General features: G+C 38.7%; 22 protein-coding genes. 14 read left to right on the forward strand and 8 right to left on the reverse strand.

The window, feature by feature from the left end; genetic code table 11:
• Positions 1-257: 257 nt before the first annotated feature.
• From ACFQ3Q_RS10865 to ACFQ3Q_RS10880, 4 genes are read right to left on the reverse strand one after another with little or no spacing between them, the layout of a single operon-like run.
• Positions 258-1646, reverse strand: coding sequence for a TolC family protein (locus tag ACFQ3Q_RS10865; RefSeq protein WP_380745723.1), 1389 nt, complete (start codon positions 1644-1646; stop codon positions 258-260).
• Entirely contained in the window at positions 1643-2995 is a 1353-nt protein-coding gene (locus tag ACFQ3Q_RS10870) for an HlyD family secretion protein (RefSeq protein ID WP_380745725.1), read from the reverse strand. The genes ACFQ3Q_RS10865 and ACFQ3Q_RS10870 overlap by 4 nt, the downstream gene beginning before the upstream one ends.
• 3 nt (positions 2996-2998) lie before the next feature.
• The gene (locus ACFQ3Q_RS10875; RefSeq protein ID WP_380745727.1) at positions 2999-4660 is read right to left on the reverse strand and encodes a peptidase domain-containing ABC transporter; all 1662 of its coding nucleotides are present in this window, start codon (positions 4658-4660) and stop codon (positions 2999-3001) included.
• Complete coding sequence (locus ACFQ3Q_RS10880) at positions 4650-5336, reverse strand: TetR/AcrR family transcriptional regulator (RefSeq protein WP_380745730.1); 687 nt, start codon at positions 5334-5336, stop codon at positions 4650-4652. Before ACFQ3Q_RS10880 ends, ACFQ3Q_RS10875 begins: the two co-directional genes overlap by 11 nt.
• Before the next feature lie 388 nt (positions 5337-5724).
• On the opposite strand from ACFQ3Q_RS10880, the gene ACFQ3Q_RS10885 reads away from it, so the two are divergent.
• The 8 genes from ACFQ3Q_RS10885 (at position 5725) to ACFQ3Q_RS10920 (ending at position 14170) form a co-directional block, all read left to right on the forward strand.
• A complete protein-coding gene (locus ACFQ3Q_RS10885) occupies positions 5725-6129 on the forward strand; it encodes a hypothetical protein (RefSeq protein ID WP_380745733.1) in 405 nt (134 codons plus the stop codon).
• A 203-nt stretch (positions 6130-6332) separates the two neighbouring features.
• Positions 6333-6968: a DUF6064 family protein gene (locus ACFQ3Q_RS10890; RefSeq protein WP_380745735.1), complete on the forward strand. Its 636-nt coding sequence runs from the start codon at positions 6333-6335 to the stop codon at positions 6966-6968.
• 174 nt (positions 6969-7142) lie between these two features.
• Positions 7143-8987: a cystathionine beta-synthase gene (locus ACFQ3Q_RS10895; protein WP_380745737.1), complete on the forward strand. Its 1845-nt coding sequence runs from the start codon at positions 7143-7145 to the stop codon at positions 8985-8987.
• Positions 8988-9196: 209 nt separating this feature from the next.
• The gene (locus tag ACFQ3Q_RS10900; RefSeq protein WP_380745739.1) at positions 9197-9556 is read left to right on the forward strand and encodes a hypothetical protein; all 360 of its coding nucleotides are present in this window, start codon (positions 9197-9199) and stop codon (positions 9554-9556) included.
• Between the two features lie 322 nt (positions 9557-9878).
• Positions 9879-10511: a TlpA family protein disulfide reductase gene (locus ACFQ3Q_RS10905; protein WP_380745741.1), complete on the forward strand. Its 633-nt coding sequence runs from the start codon at positions 9879-9881 to the stop codon at positions 10509-10511.
• A 57-nt stretch (positions 10512-10568) separates the two neighbouring features.
• Positions 10569-12620: a protein-disulfide reductase DsbD family protein gene (locus tag ACFQ3Q_RS10910; protein WP_380745743.1), complete on the forward strand. Its 2052-nt coding sequence runs from the start codon at positions 10569-10571 to the stop codon at positions 12618-12620.
• Between the two features lie 217 nt (positions 12621-12837).
• Entirely contained in the window at positions 12838-12990 is a 153-nt protein-coding gene (locus tag ACFQ3Q_RS10915; RefSeq protein WP_380745745.1) for a hypothetical protein, read from the forward strand.
• A 616-nt stretch (positions 12991-13606) separates the two neighbouring features.
• Positions 13607-14170, forward strand: coding sequence for a hypothetical protein (locus ACFQ3Q_RS10920; RefSeq protein WP_380745747.1), 564 nt, complete (start codon positions 13607-13609; stop codon positions 14168-14170).
• Between the two features lie 428 nt (positions 14171-14598).
• Here ACFQ3Q_RS10920 and ACFQ3Q_RS10925 read toward each other — a convergent pair whose 3' ends face one another.
• The 3 genes from ACFQ3Q_RS10925 to ACFQ3Q_RS10935 all read right to left on the reverse strand — a co-directional run bounded on the left by ACFQ3Q_RS10925 (position 14599) and on the right by ACFQ3Q_RS10935 (position 18461).
• Positions 14599-16773, reverse strand: a complete 2175-nt coding sequence (locus tag ACFQ3Q_RS10925) for a T9SS type A sorting domain-containing protein (protein ID WP_380745749.1) — start codon at positions 16771-16773, stop codon at positions 14599-14601.
• A 183-nt stretch (positions 16774-16956) separates the two neighbouring features.
• Positions 16957-17373: a hypothetical protein gene (locus tag ACFQ3Q_RS10930; protein ID WP_380745751.1), complete on the reverse strand. Its 417-nt coding sequence runs from the start codon at positions 17371-17373 to the stop codon at positions 16957-16959.
• A 425-nt stretch (positions 17374-17798) separates the two neighbouring features.
• Positions 17799-18461: a response regulator gene (locus ACFQ3Q_RS10935; RefSeq protein ID WP_380745753.1), complete on the reverse strand. Its 663-nt coding sequence runs from the start codon at positions 18459-18461 to the stop codon at positions 17799-17801.
• A gap of 325 nt (positions 18462-18786) precedes the next feature.
• Between ACFQ3Q_RS10935 and ACFQ3Q_RS10940 the strand changes: the two genes are divergently transcribed.
• From ACFQ3Q_RS10940 to ACFQ3Q_RS10955, 4 genes are all read left to right on the forward strand, one after another.
• Positions 18787-19221 carry a hypothetical protein gene (locus tag ACFQ3Q_RS10940; RefSeq protein WP_380745755.1) on the forward strand — a complete coding sequence of 145 codons (435 nt, stop codon included), beginning with the start codon at positions 18787-18789 and terminating at the stop codon, positions 19219-19221.
• A gap of 112 nt (positions 19222-19333) precedes the next feature.
• Entirely contained in the window at positions 19334-19744 is a 411-nt protein-coding gene (locus ACFQ3Q_RS10945) for a Fur family transcriptional regulator (protein WP_380746339.1), read from the forward strand.
• A 101-nt stretch (positions 19745-19845) separates the two neighbouring features.
• Positions 19846-20724, forward strand: a complete 879-nt coding sequence (locus ACFQ3Q_RS10950) for a cation diffusion facilitator family transporter (RefSeq protein WP_380745757.1) — start codon at positions 19846-19848, stop codon at positions 20722-20724.
• A gap of 106 nt (positions 20725-20830) precedes the next feature.
• Entirely contained in the window at positions 20831-21454 is a 624-nt protein-coding gene (locus tag ACFQ3Q_RS10955; RefSeq protein ID WP_380745759.1) for a class I SAM-dependent methyltransferase, read from the forward strand.
• 57 nt (positions 21455-21511) lie between these two features.
• On the opposite strand, the gene azu is transcribed toward ACFQ3Q_RS10955, so the two are convergent.
• Entirely contained in the window at positions 21512-22051 is a 540-nt protein-coding gene (azu, locus tag ACFQ3Q_RS10960; RefSeq protein WP_380745761.1) for an azurin, read from the reverse strand.
• 200 nt (positions 22052-22251) lie between these two features.
• Here azu and ACFQ3Q_RS10965 point away from each other — a divergent pair, with 200 nt between their 5' ends.
• Together ACFQ3Q_RS10965 and ACFQ3Q_RS10970 are read left to right on the forward strand one after the other, a co-directional pair.
• Positions 22252-24402, forward strand: a complete 2151-nt coding sequence (locus ACFQ3Q_RS10965) for a M3 family metallopeptidase (RefSeq protein ID WP_380745762.1) — start codon at positions 22252-22254, stop codon at positions 24400-24402.
• A gap of 119 nt (positions 24403-24521) precedes the next feature.
• Positions 24522-25088, forward strand: coding sequence for a pseudouridine synthase (locus ACFQ3Q_RS10970; RefSeq protein ID WP_380745764.1), 567 nt, complete (start codon positions 24522-24524; stop codon positions 25086-25088).
• Positions 25089-25103 lie beyond the last annotated feature (15 nt).

Raw genomic sequence — 25103 nt, forward strand, 5'->3', positions numbered from 1 at the left:
AAAGAACACCAACAAAAATGGAGAGATTTTTATTGCTATTTTTTGTGTTAATTTCTTGTACCTTTTTTGTACCCCGCTAATTTTTCCAGCAATAGCAAGGGTTCAGTATTTCTGTATTGGGAAATAATCTATTGGAGTGTATAAAATAAAATCTATTAGGTTTAATATTAGAGTTGTTACAGATTAGATTATTTAATAGGATATTACAATTTCTAACAAATACTTTAAGTAATAGCATAAAACCTTTCCAGTAAAATCTAAAATTCTGCAAGGACCTTCCTTAACTCAGCTCTGCTTTTCAGGAACTTCAAGAGTATCTCTAATTCTTTCATTCTTGAGGAAAGAAATGAACTTTCACGATTATTAACCAGGAAAAGGGAGCTATCACCAAGTTCAAACTTTCGTTGCTCAGCCTCTACCAGTTTCTCATAATTGTCTGTCACTTTTCCTATTTGATTTGTTTGAGAGCGATAACTTTTAATTTCTGATTCAAGTAGTTTCAGTTTATTTGAAATCTCACGTTCGGCATTCATTAACTCATATCTGGAGTCTTCTACGGCAAGTTTAGAGAGTTCAAGCGCTCCACGTTCCTTTCTCATAAGAATGGGAAGACTAAGCTTTATTCCAAACTTATAATCATCAACATTTAACCGCCTCCATTCTTCGGGTTCACTGGTAAGAAAATTATAGTTCAGACTCAAATCGGGAAGCAGCTGATCAGCCTTTAGTTTTCGATCTACTTCCAGTAAATTCAGATTATATTCCAGATAACGCATTTTGGGATTATTCTGAATATTTTCTCCAACCTTAATTTCATCTTCAATCCACAGGCCATTGATCTCATTGAGTAAGTTTTCTTCAGGCTTTACCGAGCTTGTGATCTCCAGCGGAGTATTATTCTCGGCCCATAAAAAATTCGAAAGTTTTAAAGAAGACTTAATTAAGTCCAGTTCAGATTGCTGAAACTGAACCAACCTGTTCTCATAAGCAATATTTGCTTCTAAGGTATCTACAGCCGGTTTATCTCCCGCCCTGAATTGAGTTTTTACAGAGCGCATTCTGAATGCTGCATTTTCAACGTAATCCCCGAAAAATTCATATTTCTGATAGGCTGCATACCATTCAAAATAAGCCAACGAAGCCTCATAAAGAAGTTCAGCAGTCAAAATATCCCTTTTTACTCTAGATTGATCCCGGTAGATCTTGGCCTGGCGCAAAGCCGCCATTCGCTCGCTCATAAAGACCCCATTAGTAAGATCTAAACTTACTCCTGCAGAATAAAGACCATCTTCAGGCACCGTATTTTCAGGGTTCAGGTAATATCCCGAATTCTTTTCATATTTTCCATAAAATTCAAGTCCGTAATAGGTTGGAATCTTAAAGGCCGAATTGAATAGATTATAATATTCGGTAGATTTATAGTTCTTTTTAGACAGATCTGTTTCAATCTTAGGGTCAAATTTGCCACGGGCCTTCATTAGTTTAAAATCACCCTCATCAACCACCAGCCCCGCTTGTTTCACTATAGGATGATATTTCTTGACAATTGCAAGGTATTCACGAAAGTCAAGCCGAAGACTATCCTGCACCTGGGCAAACAGCGGTTGAAAGGAAAAAACGAAAATGGTAAAGATCAGGTTTCTCATTTCTTATCGGTCTTGTTATTCTCAGATTCCGGTGAATAATAATTTGGAGGGAAGCCATTAAGCTGCCTCCATAGCTCATACCATATAGGTACATCTTCCAGCAAGGCCAATGTTGATGCTCCGGAGCCTATTTTGATCTCCTTTGGCCATTCGTACTCCTTTTCGTCTGGAGCAAGAAGAACCCGATACTTTCCATTGGAACTAATAAAATTCTCAATTGCAACAATCCTTGCCCCGTAAGTTCCGTAGGAGCTATTTGGCCATCCGCTAAAAACGATCGCCGGCCAGCCATCGAACTGAACCCTGACACTTTCTCCCACGTGAAGCAAAGGCATATCAATAGGCTCTACGTAAGTCTCTACCGCCAGGTCATAGTCTGAAGGCATAATACTTACCAGAGCTTCCCCCTCTTTGAAACTTTCTCCAATCCCTGCCTTTATAGCCTTATTTATATATCCTGATTGAGGTGCCCTGATATAATAAAGGCCCTGACGTGTTTCATAATTTGAAAAAGAGGTTTCAAGTTTACTGATATCTGCCTGTGTCTGGTATAAAGAACTTTCAGCAGAAGACCTGTCGCTCTGAATCTTGGATATCTTTTCGCCATATTCAGCATCTATCCTGTTCAGCTCAATTTCCGCATTAATGATCTCATTCCGGGAAGCCAGTAATTTGTTCTCCTGCGCTATTTTTTTAGCCTGGGCCTCCTGTAATTTAAGACGGGAATTCTCAAGATCTGTAGTAGATTTCAGGCCTTCCTCGTGCAATGTTTTGGCACGATCAAACTGCGAATTTGCGATCTCGAGATTGGTCCTGGCTGCTTCAAGATCTATACTGTCACTTTTGAATTTCAACTTGCTTTGCTGCAGTTTATTCTGCGCCTGGTTGATCTTCAGTCTTTTTTCCTGCTGGATGGCTCCGATCTGGTTGCCAAGAAAACCGATCTTATTTTCATAGGATTTCCGTGAATTCTCCTTAACCCTGATCTGATCTCCTGTACGGTCTACAAGCTTGGGATCAAAATATTCACTTTTAATCTCTGAAATGTGAAGAATGGTATCGCCTTTTTCCACATAATCTCCTTCACTTATATACCACTTCTCTATCCTGCCCGGAATTGGAGACTGGATAGTTTGAGGCCGATGCTCTGGTTGAAGAGTAGTGACATACCCCTTGCCTGCCACTGTTTGCGTCCAGGGTAAGAACAGGATAATGACCAAAATGACCACAAAAACGATTAAAAATCGGTTGAAGTATTTCTGATTTCGTTCACTGAAAACCTTCTTTCCAGATGCATACTGAAGAAGATCCACTTTCTCATACAGGCTATTATTTGTAATATTCAGCATATCTTACTCCTTAGATTTAATTTTACCCTTCTCAAGGCAAATAATTCGGTTGCAATATTTTTCCCATTTTTTGTCCTTACTGGAAACCAGAATGGTCCAGTTGTTTTCTTCACTAAACAGGAAGTCCATAATCCTCACCTCTTCACTCTCATCGAGCTGGTCCAGGGCATCATTAAGGATCAAAATAGACGGACGTTTCACGATACCGCGAGCCAGGATGATTTTCTTAGATACAGAGTAAGGCATCTGAATCCCTTCGGGGTAAATCATCGTATTCAAACCTTTTGGCTGCTTCTTAACGAATGATAAAAGTCCCGTCTTTTCCAGGGCCCACTGTATATCCTGTTTAGGGATATTTTCATCACCCATAGTGATATTTTCCATAATGGTCCCTTCGAAAGGCGATTCCTCAGTAATAGACTGCCCGATCATAGAACGGTAGTGGTTAAGGTTTATACTTTTAAGGGATATATCATTTACATAAACTTCACCCAAACTAGGCTGAATGAGCCCGGCGACAAGTTTCAGTAAAGTGGATTTCCCCGCCCCGTTTAAACCTTTAAGCAGAATCTTATCACCCGGGTTAATTTTAAGGTTCAGATTCCTGATAATCTTTTTCCCGTCGAAGCCTTTATACTGAATTCCATCCAGCTCGACATGCAAAGGTTCACCAATTTCAAAGGGTTTTTCTCCGGATTGATCTTCAAGTTCCTTATCTACTACCTGCCCCATTTTTTCTAAAGAGGTAAGTATGTCGTAAAAAGATTCCAATCCAAGAATGATCTTTTCAACAGAACTAATAATCAGCAGGATTATGATCTCTGCAGCCACGAACTGCCCGATGTTCATTTGCTGATTAAGAACCAGCATCCCTCCAATGGCAAGCAGACCGGCGGTAACCAAAACCTTGAAAATAATAAGTTGTACAAACTGGATCCTCAAAACCTGGAAATGTCCTTCTCTGGCATCGAGATAATCACAAAGTTTCTTGTCGTTCTTTTTAATAGCGAGGTTTGTGCGGCCTGAGATCTTAAAACTCATCAGGGTTCTTGCCACTTCCTGTATCCAATGCGCGATGTCATATTTGTACTTAGACTCTGACATACTGGCTTCCAGACCTTTTTTACCGGTTATCTTGAAACCGATATAAATGATCACCACAAGCAAAATTCCGAATATAATAAAGAATGGGTGGTATAATGATAGCAGAATCAATCCAAAAAACACCTGGACTAAAGCCGCAGGAAAATCTATGATGACTTTAGACAGACTTTTTTGAATGGTAAGCACATCAAAGAACCTGTTAGCCAGCTCAGGCGGGTAGTAATTCTTAAGCTGGTCAGTTTTGATCTTTGGAAACCGATATATAAACTCAAAAGACGAACGGGTAAAGATCTTTTGCTGTATATTTTCAAGGATCCGTATCTGCATTAACTGCAGAATTCCAACGAAGGCAACCCCCAGGGTCACCAGGATCACAAGAACGAACCAGCTGGTAGAAATCCTGGCGCCCTGCATAAGGTTAACGATGGCCTGAATACCAAGAGGCACGGAAAGGCTTACCAGTCCCGCAAAAATGGCGTAATAGAATATCTGGAGAAAATCTTTTCTTTCCAGTTTTAACAGACCAAGAAACCTTTGAAATGGCGTTAATTTATTCTGCATTCTTATTATTTAAAACATTAGTAACTATATCCTCGAAATAGATATTAGGAGAAACATCGTTTTTACAATCGGTAATACTCGAAAAATGCTTACTCAGAAAATGCTGATGTAAAGCACCGTCTATGATGGTTGTTGCCAAGCTAAAAGGAAACTTATAGCTAGAATCCACATCAGAGATCATTTCACTAATACGTTTTGCGAGCCTTTTGTAAATTATAAAGTGGCCGTGCTTGTTTTCTTCGTCTACCTTTTTTGTCAGATAAGATTTAGAACTCTCGTTGATAATGATATTATTCAATGCCACTTCACTTATATGTTCGAAGCGCACATCTTCTACTACAGGCTCTGTAATAACTTTAATTCCTTTGATAAGTTTTTCATATGGGTCGCTAATTCCATAGGTAGATAAGGTAAGCTGAAACTCTTTCCAGCCCCAAAACCAATTGGTGATATAGACCAGGAATTTATGCTTATTCTCAAAGTACCGGTAAACTGAGCTTTCGTTGGAATTGATCCTAATGCCTAGTTTCTTAAAGGTGAATTTTTCAAAACCGATCTTATCTATCAGAAGAATTCCCTCCCCGATAATTTTTTTACCTAACTGACTGGACTCCGGATCCTTTATATAAAGTTCCGGATTGATCGAAATCTTGAAGTTCTTGTACAACTCTTCCAATATAATAGTTTTTTGCGCAAATTTAATAGTAAAACTATTATCACACAAGAGTCTAACTATTAATTAACTTTTATGTAAGAGTAATAAAGTATCCAGAACCTATTGATTACTTTCCTTTCATTCTAACGGATTCGGTAAGAACGCACACACAAAAACAGGAGGATTTATCATCGCTGCTTTTTGTGTTATTTTTTCGTATCTCCCGGCAAATCCGTGTTATGACTGCAGTTAATATTTCTGCATTGACAGGCACTCCATTCATAAAAAATGCTCAGAAACTCATTCAGATAAAACTGGTAAAGTCAACGCCCTAAGTCAAATAGACGGTATTTTGGAAAGAAATCACTAATTTCAACTATGCGGAATCTAGTTGGAATAATTAATCAATATGAGTAGCAAAGCAACTCTTGAGGTATGTTTAGGCAGCATTCAAATATTTAACGGCCTTAGTGGATTACTTGGTGGGTATATGCTGATTACCGACCCTACCGGTGATAGCCTATATATGAACTTAAACTGGCTAAAAGGGACTCCATTTCCAAATTTCTTGATTCCGGGAATATTGCTTTTTTTATTTATTGGTGTTAGTAATATTTATGGTTCCTGGTTCACTTTTAAAAAAAGTGTGAAACTGGCTCATTTGGGATTGTTTTCCGGTATAATCCTGATGATTTGGATACTCTCGCAATTAGCTATGATTGGGTACAAAGGCTTCTTGCAGCCATTGTATTTTGTATCAGGTCTGTTACAAACAATCGCAGGAGTAATTTTATTAAAATGGAATAGATTATAAATCCTGATCTTGTAAAAGCACGATAAAAGATGTCGGGTTTCCAGGATAAGAGCAGGTTAAAGCCTGATCAGTTATCGCTACCCTACTACCCAAAATTTGTCTTTAAAAACATATTTTTCAGCTTTAATTACTTAAAATCTCACTCCTTAAAGTGAAACTATATAAACTGGAAAAACTGTCTTAACTATAACAAATAATCAACCGTGGAAACACCGTTTACAATTGATGATTTTTTTAAGGTATTTGGAGACTATAATAGCTCAGTATTTCCAGTACAATTCACTTTCATTCTATTTGGAATCATCGCGGTCATTCTGCTTCATAAGAAAAAGCAAATCAGTAGTTATTTTATTACGGGCTTACTTGGAGCTCTTTGGCTTTGGATGGGAATTGTATATCACATCTACTTCTTTAGTTCTATAAATAAAGCGGCTTATGCTTTTGGTGGACTATTTATAATTCAAGGTTTGCTATTCATAATTTATGCTTTTCAGAAAAAATTGAATTTTTCCATAGAAAATACCTCTTCCGGAATCATTGGTTATATCTTTATTTTGTTTGGTTTAATCATATACCCATTAATCGGTTATTCGCTTGGTGGTTCTATTGAAAAAACAATTTCATTAGGATTACCGTGTCCTACCACAATTTTTACATTTGGTTTATTCATGTTAACGACCAACAAGTTCCCAAAACATTTATTGATTATCCCTACAATATGGGCAATCATAGGTACAAGTGCGGCCATTAATTTTGAGGTATATCAGGATTACTTTATGCTGATTGCGGCCGTTACGGCCAATATTTATTTGATTCAAAGAAAAAGCAGGCATCATTAACTACCCCAGGGTGAGGTATATGTAACCTGACTTATTGCACACAAAAACTAATGGAGACCTATTCCCTTTCGTCGATCGATTTTATTTATAAAGCTACTTAAAGAAAACAAGCACCATGGCTTTTAAAGATTATCTATTTCATCTATATTTCCAGCCGATCTATAATTAAAGAATATGAAAGAGCAGAATGCGAGTGTGTATATAGAAAAAGTACTGAAAAATTTACCGGCGGACTGGTTAAAGCTAACAACTCATCGCCTGGATATTTATAATGAATCTCTGGCCAAAACTGAGTTTCTCGAAAAATTTGAAGAGCTGTATTTGAGTGATAATGCTGAGAAAGCAGCTTTAAGTGAACTGCCAACGGCTTTCGACTATATCCGGCTGGGGCATCCGTTATCCACCGTCCTGGAATGGGGAATTGCAAAGCTGAATGATCTTAATCCGGATAACGTGATCAGTTTTTCATCCCGGGTAATGCCGGTTCTGGCAGTGCTCAGAAAGAATCTTTTCGATCGTAAAAACACCCGGATCTGCTATACCGAAGAATTGCCGGAATATTTTGATTTTGAATCGCTAAAGCAGGTATACGGATATACTTTTGAGCTTAAGCAGGTAGAAAAACCGGAAGATATTTCTGAATTTAACGGTAGTAGTATCTTCATTTCACAAAAGGATGAACTGACTGATCTTTACCTTAACCCGAACATAGACTTTTATATTAGTCTGCAGGCTGAACTTGGAAGTATCATCCTTGTTAATGGCCCGGAAAACGAAGAATATATATCCGATATTCAGCACGTTAGGAGAAGGGAAAGCATTGCTATGACTCCGGCCGATTGTTATACTGCCCTCCAGCGACTAATAGGAGTTTCTATTTCTTCACCCGGGAACACTAATTATGAGGCTGACAGGGCAAGTGTAGAAGCTTCGATCCACAAAATCACAGCTACCAGATCTAAAGTTGTTCTTGGTTCCTGTGGACTTTCTGTCCAATATGCCATTATGATGGGACTTATTGATGATGCGCTGGAAAAACATCCTGGAAAGAAAATCAACATTATTGTGCCTCCAAACTGTTACGGAGGTACCAACGATCAGGCAAGGAGGGTTGCAGCTTCTCTTGAAAACGTAGAGATCGTTGACTTACCGGTTGATGGTGAAAATAATATGGTTCAAAGTACAGATAAGGTCCTGAACCAGGTGGCCAAAGCTGGAGCAGTTCCTTATATCATTGCAGAGATCCCCACAAACCCGAGGGTCGAAGTGCCCGACCTGGAAAAATTAAGGGAGGTCCTTACCAAAGAGCGGAAAATGGCGAACGGCGAAGTTGCTATAGACCCTGTCTTCATTTTAGACCAAACATTTTGTCCAAATGTGCAGTTCTGCGGTGAAGACGGTATACTTTCAGCTGTAAGGACGATCTCCTATGTAAGCGGTTCTAAATTTCCAAGTGGAGGAAAATGTACGGCAGGCTACTGTATAGCAAACAGCAAAGCTGAAGCCCTTATGGAAAAAATTGACAGGCATTTGAAGCTTTGCGATAACAAGGCCACCGATCTTCAGGTTAAGATACTGGCAGAACAGCTGCCATCTATGAACCAAAGGATTGTAGATGCATATAAGAACACCCGTGAGTTTGTAAACTTTATTGAAGAAACACTACCCGAAGCCAAAATTAACTTCGTTTCGGAAGAGCTGGCTAAAGAAGGCTTTACGCCATCTGTTTTTTCCTTAGACCTTCCCACTAAAGGAGATACTGAACAGGAAAAAGAATCCTATAAGAGGGCACTGAATAATAAGCTGATAACAATGATGATTAGTGAAATTCCCAACGAAAGTAAATATTGTGTGAGCTATGGCCAGTTAAAGGGGTGTTACTGGACGATTCCGGCTACATCGACTCAGGGAACTACTAAGGAAAGTGATAAGGATTATATCGCCCGGGTTTCAGTTTCACCAAACCTTGATCTCGATCTTCATAAAAAAGTATTTGAAGATTTTGTGAAACAAATTTGAAATTTGGGTTTAACTGTAGATTTTTTCGAGGGCTAATTGCTACAGCTTAACGGGTAGCAATAGCCTTTGAAAGGTGAATAATAACTTTGCCTGTTTCTCTCTAAGAGAGCTACGAGCTTAATTGGTCCTGTTCCGGAAATATGCTTTCCTCTGTCTTTAGTAACATTTGTTACATTGGCTAATTACAAATATTTTCTAAATTCGCAGGAGTGCGTACAAGAATTTATATATCGCTATTTCTGATCCCTTTGTTTTTAATGAAGATATTGATCATTAACTCAAACGGGATCGGCCTTTTTTTGGGCGATAATTTTTCGATTGTCAAGCCTTACTGCGAAAAGGAACAACCAGACCTTCAGGATAAGAAGCCTGAAAAGCTTTTACAGGCTGCCGATATTCAAAATGACATTCAAAAAATCAGCAGTTTTTGCACGCCTCAGTTCAACTTAGAATTCTTATTATGGGAGCTAAGCTTTTCCGAAGAAATACCTACTGAGCATAACCTGTTCACTTCAAGACTAAGCTGCAGGTATTTAGAAAACAACTCCCCTCCCCCCAGATCAGTTTAATCAGACAAGCTTCGGAGTTTTGTTTTACCAATTCATTCCTCATTTTCATTAAGAACCAACCAGTATTGATGTATTAAGCATTCTTTTGCCCGCTTCGAGTAACATCAGGGCTGAAGCCTTAATATCTATATGAATAATTGTCCGTGGTCTTTATCAGAAAACGACCATAGCAACGCAGGCAAGAAGAGGCTCCAACAAATTTGTTTCAGGATATACTGTTTCAATCTTTTTGAGCGACGCAGGTGTTCTTGAAGTAAACCGAAGCTATTACCCCTACCCCTTTTAGTTAAATGAATTATATATAAGTATTAAAGAAAGAATTATGAAAAATAATAAAAAGAATAAAAATAGAAGTCTGATTAAATATGGAGTGTTTACGATTGCAGTCGTTGTTTTATTCGCAACCGGCCTTCATACAGAAGTTATTGGATTCTTCCAACGCGGATTGCTTGAAACCGGAGTTATGAACCCGAAGATTGAACAGAGCAGGGAAATATCCAAAGCAACTAACACCGCCAATGAGTCTGTAAATAAGCTGAAAAAACTACCAAAAGCTGATTTTAACCTGAAACTACGGGATCCCAATGGAAAAATAATCCCGCTGTCAGATCTCAAAGGCAAGGTGATCTTTATGAATTTCTGGGCAACCTGGTGTCCTCCCTGCGTAGCCGAAATGCCTTCCATAAACCAACTGCATAAGGAAATGGGAGATGAAGTCGCTTTCGTTATGCTTTCATTAGACCGAAATTTTGACAAGGCGATTTCCTTTAAAGAGAAGAAAGATTATGAGCTGCCTATATATGCTCCGGCAAGCAAGCTCCCATCAATGTATGAGTCTTCGGCAATCCCGACTACATATATCATTGATGCCGACGGAAACCTGGCCTTAACTCATAAGGGTATGGCTGATTACAATACCGATAAGTTCAAAAACTTTTTAAAGAGCTTACAATAACCCGTGATCCTGTTCAAATTAATTTGAGCAATTCACATCCAAAAAAAATAAAGTTCTATGAAGCTTTTAAGATTAATTTTAGCTTTTATAATCCTGGCTGTAGGTAATTCAGCCCACAGCCAGGTGATAGAAGCGCCAGAATGGAAAGCTGAGATTCAGGAAGATTCCTATTCCTCAGGCGATACCATAAGGGTGAAATTTACTGCCAAAATACCAAAGGATTGGTATATGTACTCCAGTGACTTTGATCCTAATTTGGGACCAACCGTAACTCAGTTTCAATATAACAATAGCACTGATTCTAAGGCTCTCGGACCCGTGACCCCTGTAGGAGCAAAAAAGAAATACGATGAAATATTTGAGGGGGAATATACCTACTTTACTAAAGAGGCAGTGTTCAAACAGAAGTTCAGGATTAATAATAAAGACGCGATTATAAATGCAAGTGTCTCCTACCAGTTATGTTCTGATGTCACCGGCCAGTGTATTCCCTTTAACAGTGATATTGTTGTTAATGGAGTCACTCCCGGGAATAATAAGCCCAAAGGAAATGAAATAAAACAAACAGGAGCGGCTTTAGAGCTGGAGCCTTTTCAAAATGAATTTAAGCCAGAGCAAAAGGAAAGCGAGGGGTTTACATTCCTCCTTTCCTTCTTTCTGGTCTCATTTGGAGCTGGCCTCGCGGCATTGCTAACACCTTGTGTGTTTCCTATGATACCTATGACTGTTTCCTATTTCACCAAATCGAATTCCAATCGTAAAAAAGCAATCTGGCAGGCCATTTTCTATGGCTTCTCAATCATTGCCATCTACACTGTAATAGGAACTTTGTTCTCGGTTCTTTTTGGTGCGGCCTTTGCCAACTTTTTAAGTACCCATTGGATCCCGAACCTGTTCTTTTTTATTGTATTCGTTCTTTTCGCACTATCTTTTTTCGGCCTGTTTGAAATACGGCTGCCAAATAGTTTTGTGAATAAAGTGGACAGGCAATCGAATAAAGGAGGAATAATAGGTCTTTTCTTTATGGCTTTTACGCTGGTACTGGTAGGCTTCAGTTGTACCGGCCCCATTGTTGGAACAATTTTGCTTCAGGCAGCCGGGGGGGAAAGACTGCAACCTTTAATAGGCATGTTAGGTTTTTCCTTAGCTTTTGCTTTGCCATTTACCTTATTTGCGATCTTTCCCAATTGGTTAAAATCCTTACCAAAAAGCGGAGGCTGGTTAAATACGGTAAAGGTGGTGCTGGGTTTCATTGAACTGGCACTCGCTCTTAAATTCCTTTCTATGGTAGACCAGGTGTATCACCTGGATTTCTTAAGCCGGGATATTTATTTAACCTTATGGATAGTTATTTTTTCTTTTCTTGGGTTTTATCTTTTAGGGAAGATCAATTTTTCTCACGAAGAAAAAAGAACTTCCGTATCCGTAGGAAGAATGATATCCTCCTTATTGGTCTTTAGCTTTGTAATTTATTTAATTCCCGGTTTATTAGGCGCTCCCCTAAAGGGCCTGGCAGGATATCTGCCTCCTATAAGCTCTCAGGATTTCAATATAAAAGCTTATTCAAATAATGGAATTTCAGAAGATAAAAATGAGGAAATAGCTGAATGCGGAACACCAAAATATGATGAGCTGCTTGAACTGCCCCACGGCATTCAAGGTTATTTTGAATATGAACAGGCTTTAAAATGTGCCAGAAAAAAGAACAAGCCAATATTCATCGACTTTACAGGACACGGCTGTGTAAATTGTCGTGAAATGGAAGCCGCGGTATGGTCAGACCCTAAAGTCCTGAAAAGGCTGAAAGAAGATTATGTGGTGGTGGCTCTGTATGTAGATGAGAAAAAAGAATTACCGGAAAATGAATGGTATGTTTCTACAGTGGATAACCGCATTAAAAAGACCATTGGAGGGCAAAATTTAGATTTTATGATCCAAAAACTGAATGCAAATGCACAGCCGTATTACACATTAGTGAATCCGGACGGATCTTTACTTGCTGCTCCAAAAGGTTATGACCTGAATGTTGACCGATTTGTTGAGTTTCTGGATCGTGGCCTGAAAAGATTTAAAGAAAAAAATGATGAAAATATCTTTGCAAAAAATTAAGCTTAGTATGGCTGAATAATTTTTAAAGAAACAGGCTGACATTAACAGGAGAGATATCAATGCCATATCGGATTATAAAGTCCGATATGGCTTTTTTTATAATAAAACACTCTATGTAAACACCTCAAATTCAAATAGGGGAAAAATCCTGTTGTGAATTATATGCTTTCTTATCAATTTTACTTTTTAGAATTCTTCTTAACTATTATTTCAAGAAATGTCGACCTTATTTATTATAATTCTTGTTCTTGCTTCTATTTTAATTCCTATCGGGATATTTTTCCTGGGATATTATGCAGGCAAGGAACTGGGTGTTTCAAAGAAATTATTCGAGATCAATAAAAAGAAAGGTCCTGAAGAAGATAATTAATAAATCTTTCCTATCCCATTCGAAATAAGAACCGGTATTCTCCTCCCCTAATTAAAATTATTTTTCAATTAGCTTTCCCCCTCAGGAATATTATAAGCCCTAAAACCACCGGGCTTTCCATACAATTTTGTTGAATTAATCCATAGCTAAGTCTGAGGCTAAAATCTTAAATCTTTAGTTTTTGTGAAATCAAAGATTAAAACCTGTCGGCTTCAGGTATTCAATTCGATAATGAATTTAAAACCGGCTAATTTTATAAAAGCCGTATTTCAAAAAAGCATCATTAAACAACATTATTCAGTCTACTAACCTATAACTGTAGGGGATAATTATATTTATAAGTCTTTAAGCTTATATTAAAGATGGCAATTCCACCTTAAATGGCGATTGATTTCAACTAAGCTTCTGCCTATATTTACATAACAAAATTACTACAAGAATTAAGAGCAGGTTAATGGCTCTTATCCCTCCTCCTCCAAAATTATCCCTACATAATTGTTCTATTTGAGCTAATGAAGCCATCCCTAGAGGATCTAAGCTCAATACTTTCCCAAGGCATTTTTCTAACGACCAATGACTCCGAAAAACTGAATTATTAATAGTTAAATTTATTATTATGAAAACGCTGATTTTTTATTCGTTAATGGTATGTTTTATTGCCGCGGGAACTGTCAATGCACAGGAAATTACTGAACTGGAAGAAACAAAAGTTGTTTATAAACCAGTGAAACACGCATTATCTCCAGATTTAAATGCTGTTAGCATTTCAATTGAAGAAGAATATGCAGGTGAATTTTTAGAAGATCCTTTAGCATTTCTTAGAGAGAATTTCGACATTCAGGATCTTATTGATCAAACTGCCGATAAGGATTATGATACCTATACTGTAGTGCTGAATCATTCTAAAGGATTTCTGCGAGCCAATTTTGATGATGAAGGGAAAATGATAAAAAATGATCAGGTATTTAGGAATATTTTAATACCAAGAGATCTGATTATCGCTCTTTATAAACAACATAAAGGTTGGGAAATAGTTAAAAACAAGTATGTAGCCAGTGGAAATGGTGACCGAGTTGACAATGCTTTTTACAAGATAAAACTCACCAACGGAAATGAAACCCGCAGGCTTAAATTAGAAATGAAACCTAATGAAGGCTTTGCTCTAGTCCAAAAGAACTAGAATAGAAATCTTCAAAATGGATAAAGGGAGGCGAAAGCCTCTCTTTTTTATTATCTACTTCTGATTGCTTTGCAGGGTCACCCGGGCAAGAACAACTTTCAAAATATTTAATTAGGTCTAGCAATTATACCTGATGGGCTATTCCCAGAAACCTTCAGACTTTCTTACAGCAACTGCCCCCCTTTCCTTAGTATATCTAACAAATTGCTATCCTAAATAGCAGCACCCCCGATCTTAAAAGTGGAGTTCAATAATTGCCTAGCTTTCACGCCGTGTGTAAAGTTAGATTTCAAAGCGTTTACATTATTTTAAAAAACTGGAAACAATCTCCAATAAAAACCCCGGCTTTTAGTAAAGCCGGGGTTTTCAGATTGGTTAGGCTGGGGGTTATTTGAATTGTTTGAAAGCAATCAACATGTTTATTATACTTACTCTATAATAAATTGTTTTTCATATGAGTAGCCTTTCTCAGTTGTCAATTTAAGGAAGTAATTTCCTGTTGCTAAATTGTTTCTGAAGAACTCAACCTCATAACTTTGATTTTTATTTACTGATCCTGAAAACAAAGTTTCCATTTCCTGACCGGTAAAGCTATAAACCTTCAAAACAACATTAGCTGGTTCTGTTAAACCAAAGCTAACTGTAGCCTGACTTTGTAAAGGGTTCGGAGCTATTATCATACTTTCCAGTATATCAACTTCGGATTGAATCAATGCCTGCTCCTCTATACTATTTTTCCCTTTAGGTTTATGGATAACAATAGAACCTCCTTCAAGTCCGGTAGCAGCATCAGATAACTCAGGCATTCCTAATTGATTATCATATATAACAGTGCTGGATGTATTATCACCCCAGACTTTAAGTCGGAATTTATCAGTTCCTCCTCCACCATCAAGATCACCATCTACGGCCACTATTAAAAATTTATGTACTCCGGCTCCGTTAACAGTCCCTTCTCCTTTGTAGGTAGCTCTTGCTCCTGAAATAATAAGTGACATATCTTCATAGGATGAGCTTTTAAAATGAAAATCTCCATCCTTAAACTGGAAATTGGTATTTCCGTCAACCTCTCCAAGGGTGTTATTCCCACTTTTATATTTTGCCACAAAACCAAAATTAGCTCGGCCTTCATCTTGCATGTATTCATAAGAATCATCTTCCGGAGAGATGATCCATCCGCCACCTGTAACAAAACCGCCTTTCGGATCATAAACAACTACGTACTCATAATACTTCTCTGTCGTATGCTCACAATCATTTTCAGCCACTAGTTTAACCAGATAAACACCAACCGGCTTTGTAAAACTACCAGAGACTTCTCCATTGGAAATAGTAGCGGCTGTCCCTGAATCGAAATTCTGACCATCTTCACTAAAATACCAGATTGCAGAGACAATGCTTTCATCTAAAACGTCTGCGGACAAATCAAAAGAATTACCTGCCTGTACCGGATCTATAGGACCTTCTATATCTGAAATTATAGGATCAGATGTATTACAGACTTCCTCACTTACTTCTATTGTCACAGAAGTTAATGCCTGTGCTAGATTATTATCCTGGGCTATGAAATTAATAACATAGGTTCCAATCTGAGTACCTGATGGTGTCCAGGAAAAACTGGTTTGAACCGGGTTTGCCGGAGTTGGGGAATTAAAAGTTACTCCTGTTGGTAAGCCTACTGCCTGTAAACTTACAACATCTACCGCATCCTGGTCTTCTGCCTTAACATCAAAGCTGAGTGTTTGGCCTGCACCAATTTCAAACAAATGTCCATTTTGCGGAGTGACAGTATAATCAAAGCTAGGAGGATTTGACGGGGTTCCTATTATGATTAAAAAGTCAACCATAGTCTTTGTACTTCCGTCTTCAACCACTACAGCCGCAGTATAGATGTTCCCAACACTTTTACCCTGGGTATCTAAAGTTACTTCACCAGTTGGAGATACAGATATACCAGCTGGAAGATCATAAATAGATACATTAGGATAATCTGCCGCAGATGCAAGTCTAAAAGTTAAAGGATCACCATCAGGATCACTAGCCGGAACTACAAAAGAAGCATTAGGATCATTTGCCGGCAAATAAATGATTGGAGCTAAAGAAGTTACTGGGGAATGATTTCCTGTGCCTACACTTACGACGGTCTCCAGACTATAATTATCACTAGAATTATTTTGTAAGGCAAAAATACGGCAACAATTATTAGCCCAAATTACATTATAATCACCCGGATTAGCATAAGTTTTTGTAAATGTTGCAGTAGCATAATGCCAATCTTCTCCATAATTTATTGACGTAATTGTAGGAGTGATAAATTGGTTAGTCCCGTCTCCAAAATAAATATAATCTGAAATAGGTTGACCATTATTAAAACTATGCCTATAAGCTACATCTAGTTTAAATTCAATAGTGTTAGGATCACCAGGCACTGGTTTCCAGCTTAAAGTTCCATATCTAAAATGACTGGCATTAGCATCTACAGGCATTAAAAAGCTGAACATAAAAAAGAGCAAGGGTATTAAGAAAAGCTGGTTTAATGTTTTTACCCGTTTTTTCAAGGTCGTCGCCAAATTCCCTTTTGATTTAGTAATAATTGTTCTCATAATTTATTGGTTTTAGTTAAAATTTAAATAGCTGGTATTACCAACCCATAAATAGGAATAAGCAATAGGTGGCGAGATGGTTTTAAGGTTTATAAAAAGCTTTAAAAAAGACGGTCAGATAAAACTGTCTACCCCCAATTAGAAAGCCTTTTCTAACCGTCTTAAGCCATTGTTAGCCAGTGTTTATTTGCTGAATACATACGATAATTCATATGCAAGCATTTCAGGGCTGGTAATTACAATGACACCTTTTATATCTTGGAGGGGGGCTTCATCTAAATAGATAAAACCTTCACTTGTATTATTACAGTCAATTAGTATTTGCGGATATATTTTTGAACTTCCCGGCTGGCTAAACCCATTAATTTTTAAAGTCTTGTTGATAGGAGGTAATTGCTCATTCAGTTTTATAATATGCGGTCCCGGTCCTGGAATATTGAAGCTGATCTCGGCAGGAAACTCAGCGGCATTCGCCATAAGTATAGCCTGTCTCAAACTACCTTTGCCAGAGTCCTCAGAAGTAATGACCTCAAAATTCGTTTGAGCCGAAAGCCCTGTTGTTATCAGAATAAAAAATACTATGGATATAAAGCACCTCATTACGAACCGTTTAATCTCAGGACCTTCATCCTGAAAGATTTATATTGATTAAACTTTGGGGGGCACATTAAATATTGGAGCAATATTCTGTGCAGTAAGGGTACTCAGAAAAATAGATCTTAAAACACTATTGTTCAGCGTTTTAAGTGTAAATAAAAATAATTATAAAGTGTGTAAAGTACAATACCTCTTTAAGGGTATAATAAGCAGAATTGAAAAAAGATAATCTCCCCCTCGTGAAAAACCCTCCTTCAACCCTGCTTTTAAAATTTTTATCAGGGAATAAGATGGTGGAAAAAAATCCACCAATGATCCTTTAAGGTCGAACCATAAATAATTAAAGGTTCCTGTGATTTTTAGAATCGATTAAAGATACTTTTCAAAAGAAAGAAATGCAATCACCTTTATAGGGGATATATGACCCTTTATAACCTGATATTGTCTGCCATCACTTTTGCGATAGCCTCTTTCCCACAGTTTACATCCAGTTTTTTGTAGATATTCCTAAGGTGTGATCTTGCTGTTTCAAAGGCTATATTAAGTTCGGCCGCAATATATTTTATACTCTGTCCTTCTAAAAGTAACTTAAGAACTTCCACTTCCCTGCCGGTAAGGTCATATTGACTTTGTGCAGATTTTTCCCGCCTGTGAAAAGAATCTATCACCTTCCGGGCAATAGAAGGAGACATAGGAGCCCCTCCCTGATGAACCTCATCTATGGCTTCAAAAAGAATTAAAGGGGAAGTCTTTTTCAGTATATAGCCATCAGCGCCGGCTTTTAAACTGGCAAATAAATTCGCTTCATCTTCAGAGCTGGTGTACATCAGGATAGCGATTTCAGAATTAACCTCCTTTATAACAGGTATAGCTGCGATCCCCTGAGCCCCGGGCATACCTATACTAAGAATTACAACATCAGGCATTTCCAGACTAAGAATACTCTTAACTTCAGACACATCAGAATAAGCCCCCAGAACTTTATACTGAGCTCTTTCGTTTAGAAGTCCGGCTATAGACTGACGTAAAAAATCATCCTTCTCGAAGATCAGGACCTTTATAATTCTGTCTTTATCTCTAACTTCATTCATTGATCACAGTTCTGATATTAATTCTAAATTCAGTTTAAATCAGCCAGACAATGTCATAAATTACATTGCATCTATCCGTTAATTAAAATGTTATTGGAACTTCGAAAATGAAATGGAGTGAACTTCTCCTCTAATTCAGGCATTTTCGATGAAATAGGTAGCTTTTCAATTAGCCGCAGATTGCAGGGTTATCGCTTCTAATTGCTTTTGTTTAATTTAAGGTTTAAAACTAAGTTGTAAAATGGGGAAAAACACTTAAAGCCGTGTACGGAGATATCCAATTTTCCGTTTTATATTTAATCTGATTAATAAAACTTTACTCATTATGCGTTTAAGGCCTTTCCTGTTAGGAATTATAATTTTAGTATTCGAGGCTTGCTATTCAGACAAGGATGATAACATAAATCGTTCAGATTGTGAACAGCTTGCCTGTACCGAAGAATTCAGGACCATTACCGTATCTGTGCAAAACTCTGATGGAGAACCGGTAGCACTGGACAGTATTAAAGTTGTAATTCAGGAAAACGATAAGGATATTACTGAAACCTTAATTGGAGATGGTTTTGAAAGATATCAGGAAAGTGGCTCCTACCCTGTTTTTAATGACCTGTTTACAGCAGAATATCGAAATGATGAAGTTAATATAAGTTTTTCCGGCTTCTTAAGCGAGGAAGAAGTGGTAAGTGCGATCTACAAAGCAGGAGCCGATTGCTGCCACGTATACCTTATTTCCGGCGAAACAAATCTTGTACTGGAATAAAAGCATTCCAGGATACAAGCACAGTTTCCCGGGTTCAAAATAATTATTTTTTGGCTCTGCTATTTCAACTATTAATAATTCGGTATTTTTGGATTATTACACTTCAAGCAGGATGCGTAAAACCGAAGATTTTTTGACAAAGAAAGGCGTTCGTCCCACAGCGATGAGAATGCTTGTATTAGACTTCCTTTTCGACAAGAAAATAGCGGTGGCCCTTACAGATGTTGAAGAAGCCTTCGAGAATGCTGAAAGGACCACGCTTTACCGGAGCATCAAAACATTTGAAAATAAAGGGATCGTACATCAGATAGATGACGGGACAGGGGTCTTAAAATATGCCTTATGTGAAGATTGTGATGCTCATACACATTCTGATCTCCACCTCCACTTTCACTGCACCAGGTGTAATGAGACGCATTGTCTTACAAATCATCAGATTCCTCAAATCAATCTGCCCGAAGGATACAGTTCTGAAGATGTAAACCTGGTAGTAAAAGGTCTATGCGACCAATGCAATGAATAATGCACTTCTGTTGCATGACTAATTTTCCTACTTTGGTTCCGGGTTTTGAAGTATTGTCTTCATTTCATTCATATTAAATTTCAAAAACCGAACTTTAGATAATGGGACATGACCATTCACATCATCATTCAGGAAAAAATCTGAAAATAGCCTTCTTCCTCAACCTGGCCTTTACAATTCTTGAGATAATAGGCGGTATCTACGTTAACAGTATAGCCATAATTTCTGATGCCGTACACGATCTTGGGGACAGCCTCTCGCTGGGGACTTCCTGGTATCTGGATTCAAAATCCAAAAAAGAGGCCGACAAGAGCTTTTCCTTTGGCTACAGAAGGTTTTCTCTTTTAGGTGCACTTATTAACAGTATTGTCCTTATCGCCGGCTCGGTATATGTGATTTACGAAGCCATTGGCCGGCTGATCGAACCCCAACATTCCGATGCCCAGGGAATGGTCGTGTTTGCACTAATTGGTGTTGTGGTTAATGGCTATGCAGCCTGGAAGTTAAGCAGCGGCAAGACTTTAAACGAAAAGGTGGTCTCCTGGCACCTGCTGGAAGATGTACTGGGCTGGGTGGTAGTGCTAATTGCAGCCATCATTCTTACCTTTAAGGATATTCACTATCTGGATCCTGCCCTTTCTTTACTGATCACGCTTTATATTTTGTGGAACGTTTTTAAGCGCCTTAAAGAAACGCTCTTTATTTTCCTCCAGGGAGTCCCAAAAGATATAGATCTGGAGGAGATCAAATCAAGAATTCTCCAGGTGAAGCATATCGCCTCTATGCATCATACCCATATCTGGTCTCTGGAGGGGGAACACCACGTATTTACCGCACATATAAAACTGAAGAATATCGAACGCTTTGGGGAACTGCTTGAGGCTAAATCTTCAGTTAAGGATATTCTGGAAGAATATAAGTTTCATCATTATACTATTGAGACTGAACTAGACTCCGAAACCTGCAGGTTAAGCCCCTGAAACCGCCATATGAAATTTTAAGGAGTAAAAATGAAACTTCCCTGAGTGAATCATTCCGGGACTTTCTTTTTTATATTAGCGATCTGTAAAAATTAAACTGTTACTTGTGAGTATTAGTAAGGCATATAATTCCTGGGCAGGCTCTTATGATGAGATGAAAAATAAAACCCGTGATCTTGAGGCCAGGGTGATAAGGAAAAAATTAGCGAATAACGTTGCTTCAAATATCCTGGAACTTGGCAGCGGAACTGGTAAGAATTCTTTCTGGCTGGCAGACAAAGCTGAAAATTTCAAAGGCCTTGATTTTTCGGAAGAAATGATGGCCAGAGCAAGAAATAAAATAAAGGATGAGCATATGGAATTTCTCCGGGCAGACCTAAATACCTCCTGGCCGGTAGCAGACGCCTGGGCAAATCTTATAACCTGTAGCCTTGTCCTGGAACATATAGAAAATCTGGATTTCATTTTCCGGGAAGCCAAAAGGGTGCTGGACGAAAACGGAAAGATCTACTTATGTGAGCTGCATCCCTTTAAACAATACAAAGGCAGTAAGGCAAGATTCGAGACAAAAGACGGAACGCAGGAACTTGAAGTTTATGTTCACCATATTTCAGAGTATTTAGAGGCCGCTAAAAGACAGGGCCTGAAACTGGTTGAGCTGGATGAACATTTTGACGATAAAACCAAAGACGAGATCCCAAGACTGATCTCTCTGATCTTTAGAAAATAAAAAAGCTGAAATCTCTTTTAAAAAATTTCAGCTTTTAAGTTTATCTGGAATATAAAGCTACTCTACAATAAATTTTCCGTTCATTAAAGAATAGTGCCCGGGAAAACTGCACAAGTACTGGTAGGTCCCTTTTGGTGGCGCCTTGAATTCTATGGTCGTAGACTCTCCACCTCCAAGCATTTTGGTATGAGTGATAATGGCATCTGTACCTTCAGGAATAAAATCATTGGCCTTAGCCTTCATTGCTTTTTGAGCAAATTCGGCCATATCAATTCCCTGTTTAAGCAGTACAAAGTTATGACCCATTACATCTTTGCTCATTTCTCCAACGTGCTCAAAAGTAAGCTTCACCGTCTGCCCGGCTTTCACCCTGATCTCATTCTTATTATACTTCATCTGGTCATTGCCCGTAAGGCTGATCTCCACCACATCCTCTTCGGTAGATTCTGAAGTCTTTTTTGCTTCGGAAGAAATAGCTTCGGTAGATCCCTGGTTATCCCCAATTGTGATCTTCTCCTCTTCCTTTTTCTTTTTTTCACCACAGCTCACAAACAGAGCCACAGCAAGAAACAGAACAATCTTATGTAGTCCTTTCATTTAAAGTTTATTTTACGTTAATCAATTAAGTTTCCCAAATTTCGTCTGGGTTCCTAACAAATATAAAAGAAAAATGTCGGACTGTTATATCTTCTCACGCGCCCGGAAATTGCGTTCGGTCATATTCCATTCCCAAATGGTCTTAACATTTAAAGGAATCTTAGTATATTCAGGCCTGAAATCCAAATCTAATATTTCTAATGAATTCGAATTTTATTAAAGGCCTTGGAGTCTTTGCCCTGATTGCCGTTACCGCCTGTAACGATAATCCTGAAGAAGAAAAAAAAGAACACGAAATGAATAACGCATTACTGGCAGAATGGACAGGTCCTTACGAAGGAGTCCCCGCATTCGATGAAATGGAAGTAGCCCTGGTAAAACCGGCTATGGAAAAAGCTATGGAAATGCACCTGAATGAGATCGAGGAAATTGCGAACAATCCTGAGGAGCCAACATTTGAGAATACCATTATTCCTTACGAAAAATCTGGGGAACCCCTGGAAAGAGCTTACACCTATTATGGAATTTACAGCAGTAATGTCTCCAGTCCTGAATTCAGGGAGGTACAAAAGGAATTATCCCCAATGCTTTCTGAATACCGGTCTAAGATCTCTCAAAATGAAGCCTTGTTCAAAAGGATAAAAACGGTGTATGAAAAATCACAGAAAGATTCTCTTCCACCACAGCAGCAGAGAGTGATAGAGCTTATTTATGAAGATTTCGCGATGCAGGGGGCAGATCTTAACAAAGAGGACAAGGCCCGTTATGCAGAAATCAATAAGGAGCTCTCAGAATTATACACAAAATTTTCTAACAACGTTCTTGCTGAAGAAGAGAACTATGTAGTTTACCTTAATGAAGACCAGCTTGACGGGTTGCCGGAATCTTATGTGAAATCTGCTGCTACGGCTGCTGAGCAAAGAGATCATAAAGGGGAATATGCCGTGACCAACACCCGTTCTTCAATGGACCCGTTTTTAACCTATTCTGATAATCGTGAATTAAGAGAAAAGGTTTGGAGAAATTATTACTCAAGAGGTGACAATAATGATGAATTCGATAATAACGAGGTTATTTCGAAGATCCTCAAATTACGCGATGAGCGCGTAGAATTATTAGGATATGATAATTATGCCCAGTGGCGACTTCAAAACAGAATGGCGAAGACTCCAGAAAGAGCAATGGAGCTTATGGAAGCTGTTTGGCCTGCTGCTTTGGCAAGAGTTGAGGAGGAAGTAGCCGATATGCAGGCGATTGCCGACCAGGAAGGAAAGGATATTACGATCAAGCCCTGGGATTATCGTTACTACGCTGAAAAAGTACGTCAGAAAAAATATGATCTTGATAGTGAAGAAGTAAAACAGTACCTGGAACTAGGGAATCTAACCCAGGCCCTTTTCTTTACTGCGGGTGAACTCTTCAATTTTGAATTTACTCCGGTTGAAGAAGGGACCGTTCCAGTTTTTCATCCAGATGTAAAGGTTTGGGAGGTTACCGATAAGACTTCCGGCGATATTGTAGGTTTATGGTACCTTGACCCCTATGCAAGACAAGGGAAAAGATCTGGTGCCTGGGCCACTACTTACCGCAGTGCTACGGAAGTAACCGGAGACAAGCCGGTACTGGCTTCTAATAACTCCAATTTCATAAAGCCTGCTCCGGGAGAACCCGTATTGGTTTCCTGGGATGATGCCGAAACATTTTTCCACGAATTTGGTCACGCCTTGCATTTCTTATCTGCCGATGTGAAGTATCCTACCTTAAACGGAGGTGTGCGTGATTATACTGAATTCCAGTCTCAATTACTTGAAAGATGGTTATCCACAGATAAGGTGATCAACCAGTTCCTGAAGCATCACGAGACCGGAGAAGTAATCCCGGATGAACTGGTAAAAAAGATCAAGAAGGCTTCAACCTTTAATCAGGGTTTTGCAACAACAGAGTTCCTTGCGTCAGCCCTTATGGATATGAAATATCATACCACCGATCCTGAAAATATTGAACCTAAAAAGTTCGAAAAGGAACAACTCGAGAAACTGGGAATGCCGGAAGAAATCGTAATGAGACACCGTTCTCCTCACTTTGGCCACGTATTTTCCGGAGAAGGTTACGCTACAGGATATTACGGATATCTTTGGGCCGATGTATTAACCTCAGATGCTGCTGAAGCTTTTGCTCAAGCCCCGGGAGGTTTCTACGATAAAGAGGTAGCACATAAGCTTGTAAAATATCTCTTTGCCCCCAGAAATGCGATGGATCCGGCTGAAGCTTACCGGAAATTCCGAGGCAGGGATGCTAATATTGATGCGCTTATGAGAGACAGAGGTTTCCCGGTTCCGGAAGAAAAATAATATTATTTTCATTCATATATAAAGCCTCGCAATTGCGGGGCTTTCTTAATTTGGCTTGTTTAGGAAATTAGAATACTTCCCTAAAATCACTATTTTCGCGCCAAGGAAAACTTCAGTTGATGCATCGGCACTTCAAAATATATAAACCCTACGGATTTTTAAGTCAGTTTATCAATAATGAAAAACCAAGGAAAAAAGGCCGTCTTTTAGGGGAATTAGGCGATTTCCCGGAGAGCACGATGTCTATAGGAAGACTGGATAAGGACTCTGAAGGCTTGCTTCTTTTGACGACTGATGGTAAAGTGAGCGCAAAGATAACCGGGAAAGGAGTAGAAAAAGAATATTACTGCCAGGTAGACGGAGAGATAGATGAAGAGAGTATCAAAAAACTCAGGGAAGGTTTAGAAATAAGCATACAGGGTAAGAAATATGAGACCCTTCCCTGCAAAGTATTAAAGCTCAAAGATCGACCGGAATTTCCGGAACGGGCAAAGAAAATAAGGGACGAGCGTCACGGTCCTACCAGTTGGATCTCTATTACCCTTACCGAAGGTAAATTTCGTCAGGTAAAAAAAATGACCGCTGCAGTTGGTTTTCCAACTCTGCGCCTTGTTCGGGTAAGGATTGGCAAGGAATATCTGGGCCAAATGCAGGCCGGGGAGGTAAGGGAACTAAACCACCTATAAAAAAGAGCAACCGCC

Origin of the sequence: Salegentibacter chungangensis, assembly GCF_042678405.1 — a bacterium.
In the GTDB taxonomy this organism is placed as follows: domain Bacteria; phylum Bacteroidota; class Bacteroidia; order Flavobacteriales; family Flavobacteriaceae; genus Salegentibacter_A; species Salegentibacter_A chungangensis.

What these genes read in the sequence shown, in the direction of transcription:
- ACFQ3Q_RS10970 (WP_380745764.1), top strand. Translation starts at nt 24,522, where the DNA reads ATGCATCGGCACTTCAAAATATATAAACCCTACGGATTTTTAAGTCAG.
- ACFQ3Q_RS10925 (WP_380745749.1), bottom strand. Translation starts at nt 16,773, where the DNA reads ATGAGAACAATTATTACTAAATCAAAAGGGAATTTGGCGACGACCTTG.
- ACFQ3Q_RS10895 (WP_380745737.1), top strand. Translation starts at nt 7,143, where the DNA reads ATGAAAGAGCAGAATGCGAGTGTGTATATAGAAAAAGTACTGAAAAAT.
- ACFQ3Q_RS10950 (WP_380745757.1), top strand. Translation starts at nt 19,846, where the DNA reads ATGGGACATGACCATTCACATCATCATTCAGGAAAAAATCTGAAAATA.
- ACFQ3Q_RS10885 (WP_380745733.1), top strand. Translation starts at nt 5,725, where the DNA reads ATGAGTAGCAAAGCAACTCTTGAGGTATGTTTAGGCAGCATTCAAATA.
- ACFQ3Q_RS10865 (WP_380745723.1), bottom strand. Translation starts at nt 1,646, where the DNA reads ATGAGAAACCTGATCTTTACCATTTTCGTTTTTTCCTTTCAACCGCTG.
- azu (WP_380745761.1), bottom strand. Translation starts at nt 22,051, where the DNA reads ATGAAAGGACTACATAAGATTGTTCTGTTTCTTGCTGTGGCTCTGTTT.
- ACFQ3Q_RS10935 (WP_380745753.1), bottom strand. Translation starts at nt 18,461, where the DNA reads ATGAATGAAGTTAGAGATAAAGACAGAATTATAAAGGTCCTGATCTTC.
- ACFQ3Q_RS10965 (WP_380745762.1), top strand. Translation starts at nt 22,252, where the DNA reads ATGAATTCGAATTTTATTAAAGGCCTTGGAGTCTTTGCCCTGATTGCC.
- ACFQ3Q_RS10945 (WP_380746339.1), top strand. Translation starts at nt 19,334, where the DNA reads ATGCGTAAAACCGAAGATTTTTTGACAAAGAAAGGCGTTCGTCCCACA.
- ACFQ3Q_RS10930 (WP_380745751.1), bottom strand. Translation starts at nt 17,373, where the DNA reads ATGAGGTGCTTTATATCCATAGTATTTTTTATTCTGATAACAACAGGG.
- ACFQ3Q_RS10875 (WP_380745727.1), bottom strand. Translation starts at nt 4,660, where the DNA reads ATGCAGAATAAATTAACGCCATTTCAAAGGTTTCTTGGTCTGTTAAAA.
- ACFQ3Q_RS10905 (WP_380745741.1), top strand. Translation starts at nt 9,879, where the DNA reads ATGAAAAATAATAAAAAGAATAAAAATAGAAGTCTGATTAAATATGGA.
- ACFQ3Q_RS10915 (WP_380745745.1), top strand. Translation starts at nt 12,838, where the DNA reads ATGTCGACCTTATTTATTATAATTCTTGTTCTTGCTTCTATTTTAATT.
- ACFQ3Q_RS10910 (WP_380745743.1), top strand. Translation starts at nt 10,569, where the DNA reads ATGAAGCTTTTAAGATTAATTTTAGCTTTTATAATCCTGGCTGTAGGT.
- ACFQ3Q_RS10920 (WP_380745747.1), top strand. Translation starts at nt 13,607, where the DNA reads ATGAAAACGCTGATTTTTTATTCGTTAATGGTATGTTTTATTGCCGCG.
- ACFQ3Q_RS10940 (WP_380745755.1), top strand. Translation starts at nt 18,787, where the DNA reads ATGCGTTTAAGGCCTTTCCTGTTAGGAATTATAATTTTAGTATTCGAG.
- ACFQ3Q_RS10870 (WP_380745725.1), bottom strand. Translation starts at nt 2,995, where the DNA reads ATGCTGAATATTACAAATAATAGCCTGTATGAGAAAGTGGATCTTCTT.